This window comes from Sorangium sp. So ce426 (assembly GCF_051475585.1).
GTDB classification, from domain to species: domain Bacteria; phylum Myxococcota_A; class Polyangia; order Polyangiales; family Polyangiaceae; genus Sorangium; species Sorangium cellulosum_B.
Map to the genome: position 1 here is coordinate 2,207,572 of NZ_CP150341.1, position 13,668 is coordinate 2,221,239.

The 13,668-nt window shown below is 71.0% G+C and carries 12 protein-coding genes; 9 read left to right on the forward strand and 3 right to left on the reverse strand.

The features are described 5' to 3' along the window. The first annotated feature begins 11 nt into the window (after window positions 1-11). From WMF44_RS08380 to WMF44_RS08395, 4 genes are all read left to right on the forward strand, one after another. Window positions 12-650 carry a methylthioribulose 1-phosphate dehydratase gene (locus tag WMF44_RS08380; RefSeq protein ID WP_437298603.1) on the forward strand — a complete coding sequence of 213 codons (639 nt, stop codon included), beginning with the start codon at window positions 12-14 and terminating at the stop codon, window positions 648-650. Further along, on the forward strand, window positions 647-1,189 hold the full coding sequence (locus tag WMF44_RS08385) for a 1,2-dihydroxy-3-keto-5-methylthiopentene dioxygenase (RefSeq protein WP_437298604.1): 543 nt from the start codon (window positions 647-649) through the stop codon (window positions 1,187-1,189). Before WMF44_RS08380 ends, WMF44_RS08385 begins: the two co-directional genes overlap by 4 nt. A 2-nt stretch (window positions 1,190-1,191) precedes the next feature. Further along, window positions 1,192-1,932 (forward strand): acireductone synthase, encoded by a 741-nt coding sequence (gene mtnC / locus WMF44_RS08390; RefSeq protein ID WP_437298605.1) that lies wholly within the window; start codon window positions 1,192-1,194, stop codon window positions 1,930-1,932. 279 nt (window positions 1,933-2,211) lie between these two features. Further along, a complete protein-coding gene (locus WMF44_RS08395) occupies window positions 2,212-2,796 on the forward strand; it encodes an O-methyltransferase (protein ID WP_437298606.1) in 585 nt (194 codons plus the stop codon). A gap of 48 nt (window positions 2,797-2,844) precedes the next feature. On the opposite strand, the gene WMF44_RS08400 is transcribed toward WMF44_RS08395, so the two are convergent. The 3 genes from WMF44_RS08400 to WMF44_RS08410 all read right to left on the reverse strand — a co-directional run bounded on the left by WMF44_RS08400 (window position 2,845) and on the right by WMF44_RS08410 (window position 7,376). After that, the gene (locus WMF44_RS08400; RefSeq protein WP_437298607.1) at window positions 2,845-4,659 is read right to left on the reverse strand and encodes a prolipoprotein diacylglyceryl transferase; all 1,815 of its coding nucleotides are present in this window, start codon (window positions 4,657-4,659) and stop codon (window positions 2,845-2,847) included. Next, window positions 4,656-6,053, reverse strand: a complete 1,398-nt coding sequence (locus WMF44_RS08405) for a hypothetical protein (protein ID WP_437298608.1) — start codon at window positions 6,051-6,053, stop codon at window positions 4,656-4,658. Before WMF44_RS08405 ends, WMF44_RS08400 begins: the two co-directional genes overlap by 4 nt. 462 nt (window positions 6,054-6,515) lie before the next feature. After that, entirely contained in the window at window positions 6,516-7,376 is an 861-nt protein-coding gene (locus WMF44_RS08410; RefSeq protein WP_437298609.1) for an NmrA family NAD(P)-binding protein, read from the reverse strand. 176 nt (window positions 7,377-7,552) lie between these two features. Between WMF44_RS08410 and WMF44_RS08415 the strand changes: the two genes are divergently transcribed. From WMF44_RS08415 to WMF44_RS08435, 5 genes are all read left to right on the forward strand, one after another. Continuing rightward, the gene (locus WMF44_RS08415) at window positions 7,553-8,527 is read left to right on the forward strand and encodes a LysR family transcriptional regulator (RefSeq protein WP_437298610.1); all 975 of its coding nucleotides are present in this window, start codon (window positions 7,553-7,555) and stop codon (window positions 8,525-8,527) included. A 31-nt stretch (window positions 8,528-8,558) separates the two neighbouring features. Next, the gene (locus tag WMF44_RS08420) at window positions 8,559-8,960 is read left to right on the forward strand and encodes a hypothetical protein (RefSeq protein WP_437298611.1); all 402 of its coding nucleotides are present in this window, start codon (window positions 8,559-8,561) and stop codon (window positions 8,958-8,960) included. Between the two features lie 509 nt (window positions 8,961-9,469). Continuing rightward, entirely contained in the window at window positions 9,470-10,504 is a 1,035-nt protein-coding gene (locus WMF44_RS08425) for a DUF2278 family protein (protein WP_437298612.1), read from the forward strand. Between the two features lie 171 nt (window positions 10,505-10,675). Continuing rightward, window positions 10,676-12,910: a 5'-nucleotidase C-terminal domain-containing protein gene (locus WMF44_RS08430; protein ID WP_437298613.1), complete on the forward strand. Its 2,235-nt coding sequence runs from the start codon at window positions 10,676-10,678 to the stop codon at window positions 12,908-12,910. Then, window positions 12,907-13,647 (forward strand): tetratricopeptide repeat protein, encoded by a 741-nt coding sequence (locus WMF44_RS08435; RefSeq protein ID WP_437298614.1) that lies wholly within the window; start codon window positions 12,907-12,909, stop codon window positions 13,645-13,647. Before WMF44_RS08430 ends, WMF44_RS08435 begins: the two co-directional genes overlap by 4 nt. Window positions 13,648-13,668 lie beyond the last annotated feature (21 nt).

A 13,668-nucleotide genomic window follows, 5' to 3' on the forward strand; every position in this document is an offset into this window, starting at 1 on the left:
ATGTTTGCGCCGTGAGTGTACGCGGGACGTCGTTTGCATCGTTCTCCTCGGTCGCGGCCGAGCTCATCGAGCTGTCCCGCTTCTGCCATGAGCGCGGCTGGACGCCGGCAACGAGCGGCAATTTCTCCGCCCGGCTCGGCGACGGCTCCCTGGCGATCACGGCGTCCGGGCGGCCCAAGGGCGCGCTCGGCGTGTCGGACATCGTCGTCGTCAACGCGGACGGCCGCCTGACCGGGCCCTCGCCGGCCCGCCCGTCGGCCGAGACGGCGCTGCATTGCCAGCTCTACCGGCACTCCAGCGAGATCGGCGCCGTCGCGCACACCCACTCGCGGGCGGCGACGGTGCTGTCGCGCCGGTGCGCGCAGGAGGGATACGTGACCCTCTCGGGCTACGAGGTGGCGAAGGCGCTCTCCGGGATGACGACGCACTCCGCCACGGTGCTGCTCCCGGTCTTCGTCAACACGCAGGACATCCGGAGGCTGGCGGAGGACGTCGATGCGTTCATGTCGGCGCATCCGCCCGTGTACGGCTACCTCATCGCAGGTCACGGCCTGTACACGTGGGGATCGGACATCGCGAGCACCATCCGCCACATCGAGGCCATCGAGTTCATGCTGGACTGCGCGCTGCTGGAAGGGGGGCTATCATGAGTCGATTGCGGGTTTACCGGGAGAGCGACCCGACGAGGGCCGACGAATACACGACGCTCGAGGACATCGCCCGCGTCGCCGCCGAGGCGCAGATCCGCTTCGAGCGCTGGTCCGCCGAGCGCCCGCTGCCGCCGGGCACGGCGCAGGAGCGGGTGCTCGAGGCGTACGCGGGGCCGGTGAAGCAGCTCTCCGAGGCGTGCGGGTTCGTGACGGCGGACGTCGTGTCGGTGTCGCCGGGCACCCCCAACCACGCCGAGCTCAGGCGGAAGTTTTTGGACGAGCACATCCACACCGAGGACGAGGCGCGCTTCTTCGTCGAGGGGCGAGGGCTGTTCTGCATCCATCACGGCGAGCGCGTGCTCTCGTTCCTCGTCGAGAAGGGGGATCTCATCAGCGTGCCGGCCGGGACGCGGCACTGGTTCGACATGGGGCCGGAGCCCTCGTTCACCTGCATCCGGTGGTTCTCCGACCCGAAGGGGTGGGTCGCCGAGCACACCGGGTCGGACATCGCGTCGCGCTTCCCGCGGCTCGAGGCGTGAGCGTGGCGCCGCTCCCTGCGCGCGCGGTGCTCGTCGACATCGAGGGGACGACGACCGACGTGCGCTTCGTGCACGACACGCTGTTCTCCGTGGCGCGCCGGGATCTGGCCGCGTACGTCGCGGCGCACGCCGGGAGCCCGGAGGTCGAGGCCGCCCGGCGCGCGGTCGCGCGCGAGCGGGGCGAGGGCGAGCAGGCGGTGAGCGACGGCGAGCTCGCGGCGGCGCTGCTCGCGTGGATCGACAAGGATCGCAAGGAGACGACGCTGAAGGCGCTCCAGGGCAAGATCTGGCGCAGCGCCTACGAGTCGGGGGGGCTCCGGAGCCACGTGTATCCGGACGTGGAGCCGGCGCTGCGGAGATGGCGAGACCTCGGGGTGACGCTCGCCGTGTTCAGCTCCGGGTCCGTCGAGGCGCAGCAGCTCCTCTTCCGGCACACGACGGCCGGCGATCTCACCGGCTTGTTCACGGCGTTCTTCGACACGACGACCGGGCCGAAGCGAGAGGCGGGCGCTTACCAGCGGATCGCGGAGGCGCTCGGGCTGCAGCCGGGAGAGGTGCTGTTCCTGTCCGACATCGTGGCCGAGCTCGACGCCGCGGCGGCGGCCGGCATGCGCACGGTGCAGCTGCTCCGGCCGGGGACGGCGCGGGACGCGGAGAGCCGCCACGCGGTGGCTGAGCGCTTCGATGAGATCGCTGAGGTGCCGGCGGGGGGCGCGGGGGGCGCGGGAGAGCGGTCGGTCTAGCCGGCTGCAGCGGAGCCAGCGGTGGAGGGCGTGCTGCGCGGGGGGGCGGCGGGGCTGTCCCACAAACTCGCGCCTTTTGGGGGGCTATTGCCCGCTGTGCGGGAGACGAGATCAGGGGGCGACCCGCTGCGCTGCGGGCCGGCGCTCGGGGTTTGTGGGGGCCTGCCCCGCCGCCCCCCCGCGCAGCACGCCCTCCACCGCTGGCTCTTTCCAGGGGGGCCGCCAGAACGAGGTGCTGTAGAGTGACGCGCGACTGGCCGCGTGAAGAGGGATCAGGTCATGAAGGATCTGGAGAATTTGAGACCGCCCGCGGTGCTCGAGGAGATCGAGCGGGCCACCGCGGAGATCGGGTTTGCCATGGCGAGCGACAGGCAGACAGGCTCGATGCTGCGTACGCTCGCCGCCGCCAAGTCGGGCGCTCTCCTCGAGCTCGGGACCGGCACGGGCATTTCTACGTGCTGGATCCTCGATGGCATGAATGCCAGCTCCACGCTCGTCTCCGTGGAGCACGACGAGAAGGTCCAGGCCGTGGCGCGCCAGCACCTCGGAGGCGACCCCCGCCTCACGCTCGAGAACATGGATGGCGAAGCCTTCTTGCGCTCGGTCCAGGGTCCGCAATTCGAGCTCGTTTTTGCCGATACATGGCCGGGCAAGTACTACGCCCTCGACGAGGCGCTGAGCCTGATCAAGCCCGGCGGGCTCTATGTCATCGACGACATGCTCCCTCAGCCCAACTGGCCCGATGACCACGCCCCCAAGGTGGCAGAGCTGATCGCCGCGCTCGAGCGACGCCAGGATCTCGTGCTGACGAAGCTCTGCTGGTCGTCAGGGCTCATCATCGCGACCAGGATCGGTCGCGGCTAGAGAACGGCCGCGCCCTCGAGGTCGAGGAGCTGCCGTCAGCGACGGCGGTCACAGCAATCCTGCGCCGGCCCAGAGCCCGGGCTCGTACGCCACGAGCGCGTCCACGTCGTCCGAGGCGAGCACGAGGAAGCTCAGCGGAGAGAAGCCGAGGAACAGGTGGGAGGTGATCGGGAGCTGGATCCCCCACCCGAAGCGAGCGCCGAAGGCGCCCACGCTCTCGAAGTAGGGGGAGTCGAAGAAGATGCGGTGGTAGCCCGGCGTGATCCCGACCGACATCTCGACGTGCGAGCCGACCCCCATCACGAGCCGGAGCGGCGCGCCAACCGCGAGCTGGTTGACGTCGGTTGTCGAGACGCTCCTGAGCTCGAGGCCGACCTCGAAGCGGCGCGTCTCGCTCAGGCGGAGGCGCGCGAGGACGTCGAGATCCACGGACATCCCGTCCTTCACCGTGAAGCGCCCCGGCACGAAGTAGCCGGAGATCCCGAGCGAGAGCGCCATCCGCCGCGCGTTGGCCTCCGCCTGATGACCCGTCGCGCGCTGCTCCGCGGCGGGCCCCGGCGACGTCTCCGGGGTGCGCCTCTGCGGCTGTGCGGGACCCGCGGGCGAGGGAGGGGCGGCCGCGGGGTATCCGCCCGCCGGCGGCGCGTAGTAGGGGTAGGCCGGGGGAGGGCCACCTGCGGGCGGCGGCGGGTAGGGGTAGGGCGCGGGGTACCCGCCCGAGGGCGGCGGGTAGGGGTAGGGCGCGGGATACCCGCCCGAGGGCGGCGGCGGGTAGGGGTAGGGCGCGGGATACCCGCCCGAGGGCGGCGGGTAGGGGTAGGGCGCGGGAGGCCCGCCCGCGGGGGGCGGCGCGTGCGGGTGGGGCGCTGGTGCCGGCGACGGCCTCTGAGCAGGCGCCGGAGCCGGCGCGGAGCTCGCGGCCGCGGGCGTCGTTGCCTCGGGCCTCGCTGGCGCTGGCGGCGCGGGGCGAGCCGGCTGGGCCGCGGCCTCGCCCGCGGCGAGGCTCAGGGAGGCGAGCGCCACCAGCGCGGGCGCCACGGCGGCGGCGCGCCGCGCGCTGCGGGCCCGACGCGCCAGCACGACGGCCGCCGCGAGCCCCAGGAGGAGCGCCAGCGAGACGAGCTGGGCGGTGCTGAGGCCCCCGTACACGCCGCGCCCGGCGTCCCCGCGGAGGAGCTCGATGAAGAACCGGCCAGCCGCGTAGAGCGCGAGCCATGTCCCGAACGCGCGCCCGTCGCGGTGCCCCCGGGCGAGCCAGAGGGCGGCGAGCGCGCTCGCCATCGCCCCGAGCGCCGCCTCGTAGAGCTGCGTGGGGTGCACGGGCAGGCTCGGCGCGCCGAGGGGCACCCAGCCGGCCGCCGCGTGGTCCGCCGCCGCGGGGCTGCCGGCGGGGAACCGGACGCCCAGCGCGCCCCCGGTGACGCGGCCGTAGTCGCACCCCGCGAGGAAGCACCCGGTGCGCACGCAGGCGTAGGTGAGCCCGAGCCCTGGCACGAGCCGGTCGAGGAACGGGAGCACGGCCGCGCCGCGGCGGTGGAGGACCAGGCCGGCCACGGCGACGCCGGCGATGAGGCCCCCATAGGCCGCGCGGCCGGCGTGGAGCATCGGACCCCACGAGCCCCTCGCCAGCGCCTCGGGCGCGGCGCGCAGCGCCTCGAAGACGTAGCCGCCCAGGAGCGCCGCGATGTAGCCCGAGAGGAGCGCCCGGCCCTCCACGGCCACATCCCCCCGATCCCGGCGCACGAGCCAGAAGAACGCCGCCGCCCCGGCGAGCCCCGCGAGGGCGACCATCATCGTGTAGGTCGGCGCGAGCCACGGCGGCAGGCCGTGGCTCGCGAGCCAGAGCATCACCGCCCGGTTCACGGCCGCCTCCGGATGTGCAGCAGCATGTAACCCGCCGGCAGGAGCAGCCAGAACGCGGCGCCGAGGGGCACGGGCGCGCCCGGGAGGCCGCCTCCGGGATCGCGCCGGCCGGCGCTCAGCCTGCAGCTCGAGTTGCTGCCGGTGGAGGGATCGCCGTCCTTGCAGTTCTGGTTGCAGTCGCGGCAGTTCTGGTTGCAATCGCTGCAGTTCTGGTTGCAGTCGCTGCAGTTCTGGTTGCAACCCGAGACGTCCTCGTTGCAGCTGTCGCAGCCGCCGCAGCTGCCGCAGTCGTCGCTGCTCGACGAGCCGCTCGGCGCGCTCGGGGTGACGGCCGGGACCGTCGGGCTGCCGTACTGGAGGCAGCGGTCGAGCACGGCCATGCAGCCCTCGTCCCCGGCGAACGCCAGCGCGCCGTCGCGCCCCGCGATCGGCAGCGCGGCGCACGCGCCGCTGCCCGCGGAGAGGACGCACTCCTTGACCCCGTCGATGCTCAGCAGCGCGAGGATGCAGAGCGCCTCGGCGTTCAGCGCCCCGGCGTTGACCCAGGAGCACTCCGCCTGGGCGTCCGCGAACGCCGGGTCGGTGCGGTCGTGCTCGCACTGCCCGGCCACGGCGCAGGTGCATACGTCCCGCACCTCGGCGGCGCACTCCGCGACGGACGAGGGGAGGTGATAGGGGTTGATGCGCACGGATCGCGGCTCGCTCCGGGGCCACGCGGGCATCGCGGCGCCGCCCGGGGGGGTGGGGAGCGCGGGCGCGTCCTCGGGCGAGAGGGCGCTCAGCGCGACGAGCCACGCGGCGTTGACGTACACCGTGTGATCCTGGGCGATGACGCCCGCCGGCAGGCCGGTGACGCGGACGAGGGCCTGCGCGTCCGCGCGCCGCGCGAGCTCCGCCAGGATCTCGCCCGCCCGGCCGCCGAGCGCCGCGTCCTCCAGCGGCGCGGTCTCCGGCGACGCCGGCGGCCCCGCGAGGGTGGGCACAGGTCGATCGAGCGGCGCCTCGGGCCCGCGCGTCCCCGCGATGGGCGTGACCGAGCGGAGCACGAACCCGTCCTCCGACGGATCGAGCGCGCCGAGGACGATCGCGTCCTTCCCCGTCTCGTCCCGCGCCGCGTCCGCGCTGCGGACCAGCGCGGGGACGCTCGCGATCTCCGCGCCGTCGATCGCCGTCTCGTCCCCCGGCTCGCCGTGCGCCTCCTCCAGCCGCGCCGCCACGTCGCGCAGGACCTCTTCCGGCAAGGCGGCGAGGACCTCCGGCGCGGCGCTCAGCGCGTCGCGCAGCGGCAGGTCGTCGTACGGCGGTGTCTCCGCGCCGCACGCGCCGAGCGCAGGGAGCGCCAGCAGCGCGACAGCACGGAATATCCCTCGCTTGATGAAGGCCTTTGTTGTCATGCCCCTCCCTCGAACCCCATCAGGCGCGCCAGGCGCCGACACGGCGCGCCCTGCTCGATCGAGCGAGCGCGCATCGGGCAGGCGAGGCGCCTGCGACCACAGTACCAAAAGATCACCCCGCGAAGATCGTCGTGATCCAGGGGCGAGCGATGGATCCCTGTGTGCGAGCGGGCGCTCGGTGTAGCCGCCATGGTGTCCATCCCGCAGGAAGGGGGCTCTCAGCGCTCGACCCGCCGACGCGACCGGCCGCGCTCGGCTCGTCGGTTCATTCACGCGTGGGCGTAACGTCGCCTGGAACACGGTCGCGCCGAGGGCTCTGAGGAGAGACCCGTGCGCATCCGGAAGCGGCGGGGAGACACCCTCGGTCTCACGGCGCGCGACGTTGACGCGGGCGAAGGCGCCGGGTCGAATCCGCCGGACCCATTGCGGTCGTGAGCGCCCCGCCGCGTTGCGCCCCCTGCCTCAGCGCGACAGGCGCGCCGTCAGGTAGTGGCGCATGGACATCGGCGCTCGGCCGAGCAGGCGCTCCAGGGTCGGATCCACGGCGGCGAACTCGCGCTCTCGGCTCGCCGCGAACATGCCCAGAAACAGGTCCGCCCGGTGTTCGGGGACGCCGTGAGACATGATGTCTTCCCTGAACGCGCGATCGCTGACGGTCACCCGCGTGATCGAGCGCCCGACGAGCTCCGAGGCGATCGCCGCGATCTCCGTGAGATCGAGGGCCGCGGAGGCGGTGAGCGGCGGTGTCACCCCGTCGAGGCGCGCCTCGTCGGTCAGCGCGATCACCGCCGCGTCGGCCAGGTCGGCGTGCTCTGTCCACGAGACCGGGCCGTCCTCTGGCGCGACGAGCTTGCCCGTCTGGAGCGCCCGCTCGAGGAGCATGAGCGCGGACGCCGCATAAAACCCGTTGCGGAGCGAGGTGAAAGCGCCCCCCGACCTTTGCAGCGAGGCCTCGGTGGCCGCGTGGTCGCGCATGGGCTCGAAGCGGGACGCCGGGCTCGAGCCCATGTGGCTCGTGTAGAGGACGCGCCGGGCGCCGGCCGCGCGCGCCGCTTCGAGCGCGGCTTCATGCTGGCGCACCGCGGCCTCGCCTGTGCTGTTGATGGACACGATCAGGACATGCGAGGCGCCCTCGAAGGCGCGGCGCAGGCTCGCGGCGTCGTCGAAGGCCCCCCGGCGCACGCGGACGCCGCGCTCGGCGAGCGCGCTGGCCTGCTCCGGATCGCGGACGCTGACGCCGAGCCGAGCGGCGGGCACGCGCTGGAGGAGCCGCTCCATGATGGCTCGGCCGAGGTGACCGTTGGCTCCAGTGACGATGATCATGACAATCTCCTCCTGCTGCGTTCGGCGCAGCGACCCTGCGCGGTCATCCCAGGGATCACGCGGGCGCGGCGCACCGTGCTCCGCTTGGCCCGGTGACGATGGGCTTCTTCACGTCGTCGAGCCTAGCGGCGGCCACCGGAGCGCATTAGTGTGCCTGGAGGGAAGGAACTGTTGCCGTGGACGCACGAATCGATCTGGACCTGAACGACGCCGCGCTCCTCGTGCGCGTCGTCCGGACGCGCAGCTTCTCGGCCGCCGCCCGCGAGCGCGGCGTGCCGGTCTCCACGGTGAGCCGGCGCATCGCGCGGCTCGAGTCCGCGCTCGGTGTCCGGCTCCTCGAGCGAACCACGCGGCGGCTGGACCTGACCGAGGCCGGGCGCGCGTACTTCGGCCACGCCGAGCGGGCGATCGACGATCTCACGAGAGGCACGCACCACGTCCGCGAGCTCCAGAGTGAGCCGCGCGGGCGTGTGCGGATCGTGGCGCCGATCGCCCTCGGCGCCGCGGTGGCGAGCGCCGTCTGCACCTATCTCGCGAAGCACCCCCGCGTCTCGGTCGACCTCGAGATCGATTCACGGCGGGTCGATTTCCTCGCCGGGGGCTTCGACATCGCGATCGTCCCGGGTCACGTGGACGACACCACCGACTTCGTGGCGCGAGAGCTCTGGCGGGCGACGCGGAAGCTGCTGTATGCGAGCCCGCGTTACCTCGAGGCGCGGGGCGTTCCCCACCGGGTCGAGGACCTCGCGCGTCACGATTGCATCGCGGTGCACGCGACGGACGGAATGGCCACGTGGACGCTCGGGCAGGGGCGCCGGAGGCGACGCGTCGCCTTCGAGCCCCGCTTCTATGTGAGCGAGTCCTCCGCCGCCTACCGCGCGACGCTCGCGGGCGTCGGCATCGCGCTGCTTCCGGAGGTGTTCTGCGCCGAGGACGTGGCCGCGAAGCGCCTCGTCCGCGTCCTCAAGGGCTACGAGGCCGAGGCCGGCGGCGTCAGCCTCCTCTATCGCTCGCATCGCGCCCTGACGGCCGCCGTCCGGACCTGCATCGACCACCTCCTCGGGGAGCTGCCGGCGACCGACCCGGCGCGCGCCGGGCGCAGCCGCCCGACGAGCCATCACGTCCGTCGTGAAAACGCGCATGGGTCTTGAGCCCTCGCGCAAAGAATGATGTAAAAACATCATGCCGTCGCTCCTCGGCAAGGCCGTCGACGTGATCACCCTCAACGACGCCGGCGATGTGCTCCGCGGGGTCGATATCGCCATCGAGGGCGGCTCGATCGTGGCTGTTGGCGAGGCGCCCCCCGGCTTTCTCGCCGACGAGGTGCTCGATGGCACCGATCTCATCGCCCTGCCCGGCTTCTGGAACGCGCACACCCGGCCTCGCACTAGCCTGGTCGGCAACATCGTGTATTCGGCGAGGTCCAGCGACATTCGCCACTCGATCATCGCGGGGCGGCTCGTCATGAAGGACCACGAGCTGCTCACGCTCGACGAGGAGCGAATCCTCTGGGAGGCGGAGCGCCGCGCATTCGCCATGCTGGGCCGCGCCCAGGGCACGGCGCTGCGCGAGTACCGCGGATAACGGCTCCCTCCGGCCGTGAGACGATGGTGGGTCGACCGTGAAGGCGAACCGCGCCGGCAGCGGTCCGGCCGACCTCGAACACGGCTCCGGCGAGATCCGTCGCGGCCGAAATCGACTCGAAGCGCGTCTTCCGCCGCGCGAGCGAATCCATGATGAATTTGATGTGCCTGTAAGTTAAGTGGCGTGCGCCTCGGCTCGGCGCTGGCCGCTCGAGAGATGATGGGGTTCCGGCGTCAGCTCCCTGGCGTTCCGCTGCATGGACCATTGCGTGACAGGGCGGCGAAATTTCCGAGTCCACGGGCAGTTCACTCTTGACTTCAAAGAAATGACGGATTCACATGGTGTAAAAGGCGCTGTCGCGCGTTCCATTCAACATCCGTCGGTCACCGGCTCCAAGGGGGGAGCGCATGCCGGATGATTCATCGCCATTCGAAGCAGTGAAGTAGGGTTTTGATGCTATCTCACAGGCGGGCACCGGCCGTGCTCAGCCGATGGATGCGGGAGGCAACATGCCGCTGAAGAGCTATGGCGTATTGAAGGGTACAGTGATCGATCGGCGTTTCGCGTCGGGAGCGAACCCGCACTATCAGATCCACGTCGTGGACGACACGGTAGACTATCGCATCGCGGTCAATGTGCAGTCGCAGGACGGCTCCCAGGTCGAATATGTCGTCAAGTCCCATTTTGCGCACCCGCTGCTTCAAGAGATCCACGAGCTGAAGCCGGGCTTTCATCCGCTGGAGAGCAAGCCGGGCGGGCTCGGGCTCGACTTCATCCGGGGAAACCTCCTGGATCGGACGGAGTTCGTCCCGCTGCCATTCTCGGCCCCGGGCCCTGACAACGACCTCAACGAGAAGCTCGATCACTACGTGCAGCGGGCGATGTCCGACGAGACGGCGCTCCTGTACGCCTTCGGGGAGCGCTGGGGCCCCGAGAACGGGAAGAAGGACAAGATCTTCGGCTTCCTGCCCGGAAACGGCATCCACGATATCCACATGAACCAGGGCAACGACGCCCGCTTCAAGAAGGATGATGGTGTCTGGCAGGACGGCGGCCTCCTCATCCACTTCCCGCGTGGGGACCAGTGGGTCGCGATCTTCCTGAAGTTTCAGACGCAGGCGTGGCACACCGACGACAAGACAGGGCACACGCTCGACGTCCCGGTATCCGGACCGCCGTCGGACGTGGCCGGCGGAGGCGGTGGGCTCCCCACGGTGGAGCAGCCCGACGGGATCGTGCGGATCGTCGCCGCCCTCGTGAACGACGTGCGCACACCCGAGCGAGAGACCGTTACGTTGTTGAATACGTCGAACCGGAAGATCGACCTCGCTGGCTGGTCGCTGGCCGACAAGGCCAAATCGAGGATGGCGCTCACCGGAGAGCTTCAGCCGGGCGGGCTGACGACGGTCGTCGTCCAGGCTCCGATGGTCCTCTCCAACAAGGGCGGGCTCATCACGCTGCTCAACGCCGAAGGGCTGAAGGTCGACGGCGTGTCCTATACGAAGCAGCAGGTGAGCAATCCGGGTTGGACGATCGTGTTTTGAGGCCACGCGGTCCTTCGCACGTGGCGAGCGTTGACGAGACTGTTACCAGCCGTCCATCGGATTGACGCAGCGGCGCGCGGAGTGGCATCGGCCGAAGCGGCGCTCGGAAAGGTGTTCACGATGACAGGTCGAGTCGGACGGGTGGCGTCGGTTTCGTCGCTGATTCTGGCCATGACCGCGCTGACCGCGTGCGGCGATGACCAGGGCGACACAGGCGCATCGGCCTCCAGCCCCTCCTCCAGCTCCGCCAGCTCCTCAGGCTCAGGCGGCAAGGGGGGAGGCGGGGAGGGAGGAGGCGGGGAGGGAGGAGGCGGGGAGGGAGGAGGCGGCGCGGGAGGGGCGCCCGCGACGCCGAGCGGCGCCACGGCCGACCTCGCGCTGCTCGAGACCACCGATCTCCATACCAACCTCCTCGGCTTCGATTACTTCAAGCTGGTCGCTGAGCCATCGATTGGCCTCGAGCGCACCGCGACCCTGATCCACCAGGCGCGGGGCGAGTTCGCGAACACTCTCCTGATCGACAACGGCGACACGATCCAGGGCACCGTGCTCGCCGACCATCAGGCGCTCGTCGAGCCGATCGCGTGCGGCGAGACGCTGGCCATCTACAAGGCGATGAACCACCTCGGGTTCGACGTCGGCGGGATCGGCAATCACGAGTTCAACTTCGGCCTCGCCTTTCTCTCGCAGGTGACCCACACCCCGTTCGACGTCGACGGGCTCGATCTCGCCGCATCGGCGGGCTGCGAGGGCCCTCGGTTCCCGCTGGTGAACTCCAACGTCTTCAGCCTGAAGACGAGCGAGACGCTCTTCCCGAAGGCCGTCCTCGTCGAGAAGACCCTCTCCGCGACGGCGCCGGGCGGAGGCGCCATCGAGAGCGTGGTCAAGGTCGGTTTCATCGACGTCACGCCGCCGACGATCCTGAGCTGGGACAAGAAATGGCTCGACGGCAAGGTCTTCACGAAGGGGGTGAAGGAGGTCGCGGCCCCGCTGGTGGACGATCTCCGCTCCAGGGGGGCCGAGCTGGTCGTCGCCATCATCCACGGCGGCCTCGACGACGCGCCGTATTCGCCCACCCTTGAGAACCAGGCGTGGCACCTCGCCCAGGTGCCCGGCATCGACGCGATGCTCATGGGCCACTCGCACCAGATCTTCCCCAACCCGAGCAGCACCGTGGCGCAGTTCAGCCTGCCGCAGGTCGACAAGGACGCGGGCACGGTCGCTGGCGTCCCCGCCGTCATGGCGAATTTCTGGGGCCAGCACCTCGGTGTCATCAAGCTGGGGCTCACCCACGACGGCGAGGGCTGGACGGTCGACAAGGCGAAGACGGTCGTCGAGGCCCGGCCGATCGCCACGACCTGCAAGGGGGGGCTCCCCGAGGCGTGTGATGCGATGGAGCGCTGGCGCACGGGGGCGCCCTGCGCGTTCGCGACCCTCTGCGACGCGCAGCCGGACAAGACGAAGGTCCTCGTCGCGGCAGACGCTTCCTTCGCGCCGCTCCTCGACGCCGAGCACCAGGCGACGGTCGCCTACGTCAAGACGCCCATCGGCACGAGCGATTTCGCGATGTCGTCGATGTTCGCCGACGTGGGGGACGCCAGCGCGATCCAGATCGTCAACCAGGCCCAGGCCGACTACGTCGCCCGCTATATCGAGGAGAACCTGCCCCAGTACGCGTCGCTCCCCGTGCTCTCGGTGAGCGCGCCGTTCAAGTCCGGCTTTCAGGGCGGCAACGACTACACCGACGTGCCGGCGGGGAGCATCGCGATCAACAACGCGGCCGATCTCTACCTGTACGCGAACACGGTCCAGGCGGTGAAGGTCACCGGCGCGGACATCCTCGACTGGCTGGAGAGGGCCGCGACGCGCTTCAATCCGATCGATCCGAGCAAGACGGAGCCTCAGCCGCTCATCAACAGCGCGATGCCCGGATACAACTTCGACATGTTCACGGACAGCAGGATCACGTACGAGATCGACGTGACCCAGCCGCTCCCGCCCACGGGGATGAAGGCGAGCGGCCGGATCAAGGACCTCCAGTGGAACGGTGAGCCCATGGATCTGGCCGCGGAGTTCATCGTGGCCACGAACAACTACCGCGCGAGCGGCGGCGGCAGCTTCCCAGGCCTCGACGGCACGAAGACGATCTACGCCGCGCCGGACACGAACCGCGACGTGCTCATCACGTACATCAAGAAGATCGAGAACCTTACGCGGGCCCAGAACGGCTCTGCCCGCAGCTGGCGCTTCGCCCGGGTCACGACGATGGGCCCCGTGACCTTCACCTCCGCGCAGAACGCGCTCCCGAAGGCGGAGGCCGCCGGGCTGACCAACCTCTCGCTCGTCGCGCAGGATGACGGCAGCGGCAAGATGCTCTCGGTTTACTCCATCGACCTGAGCCGATGAGCGCCCCGCGTCCCGTGCGGCTCGCCGTGCGTGTCGGCGGCGTCCTCGTGCTCGGCGGCGCCGCCGCCCTGTCCCTTGGAGGGCTGCGCGAGGGCGATCGTCCCGAGGTGGAGCGCTTCACGGCCGCCGCGGCGCCCTCGCCGCCGTCGCGCCCCGGGGCGCCGCCCTCGAGCGGCATGGAGGCGCGGGCGCTCGGCTTTCGCCTGCTCACGCTGGCGGATCCCGGGGAGGTCCTCGCCGGGATGGATTCACTCGCGCGGGCGGCCGAGCAGGGAGACGTCGAGGCGCAGGTGTCGCTCGGAAGGATCTACCTGAAGGGGCTCCCGTCGGTCCCCAGGGACGCGGCGCGCGCCCGCGCCTGGCTGCTGCGCGCCGTCCCCTCGCAGCACCCGAGCGCCGCGTATTTCCTCGGCGTGATGAGCCAGAACGGCGATGGCGTGAAGGCGGACCCCGCGGAGGCTGCGCGCTGGTTCGAGAGCGCGGCGCGCGGAGGGTCGCCGGACGCGATGTTCCTGCTCGCCAACGCGTATCGCGCGGGCGCGGGCGTGCCGAGGAATGACAGAAGAGCCGTGGAGCTCTACGAGAGCGCTGGCGAGCGGGAGCACCCGGCGGCGCTCCAGGCGCTGGCGATGGCCTATCGTTATGGTGAGCTGGGGCTCGAGCCCGACGAGGCCGAGAGCCGCCGGTACACGATGGAGGCCGAGCACGCCATCCAGCACCGGCAGGCTCCTCCGTAGGCGGCAGGCCCCTGAGGAGGC

Coding starts and splice junctions, on each gene's coding strand:
- WMF44_RS08430 (WP_437298613.1), top strand. CDS start 10,676: ATGACCGCGCTGACCGCGTGCGGCGATGACCAGGGCGACACAGGCGCA.
- WMF44_RS08385 (WP_437298604.1), top strand. CDS start 647: ATGAGTCGATTGCGGGTTTACCGGGAGAGCGACCCGACGAGGGCCGAC.
- WMF44_RS08395 (WP_437298606.1), top strand. CDS start 2,212: ATGAAGGATCTGGAGAATTTGAGACCGCCCGCGGTGCTCGAGGAGATC.
- WMF44_RS08405 (WP_437298608.1), bottom strand. CDS start 6,053: ATGACAACAAAGGCCTTCATCAAGCGAGGGATATTCCGTGCTGTCGCG.
- WMF44_RS08425 (WP_437298612.1), top strand. CDS start 9,470: ATGCCGCTGAAGAGCTATGGCGTATTGAAGGGTACAGTGATCGATCGG.
- WMF44_RS08410 (WP_437298609.1), bottom strand. CDS start 7,376: ATGATCATCGTCACTGGAGCCAACGGTCACCTCGGCCGAGCCATCATG.
- WMF44_RS08435 (WP_437298614.1), top strand. CDS start 12,907: ATGAGCGCCCCGCGTCCCGTGCGGCTCGCCGTGCGTGTCGGCGGCGTC.
- WMF44_RS08420 (WP_437298611.1), top strand. CDS start 8,559: ATGCCGTCGCTCCTCGGCAAGGCCGTCGACGTGATCACCCTCAACGAC.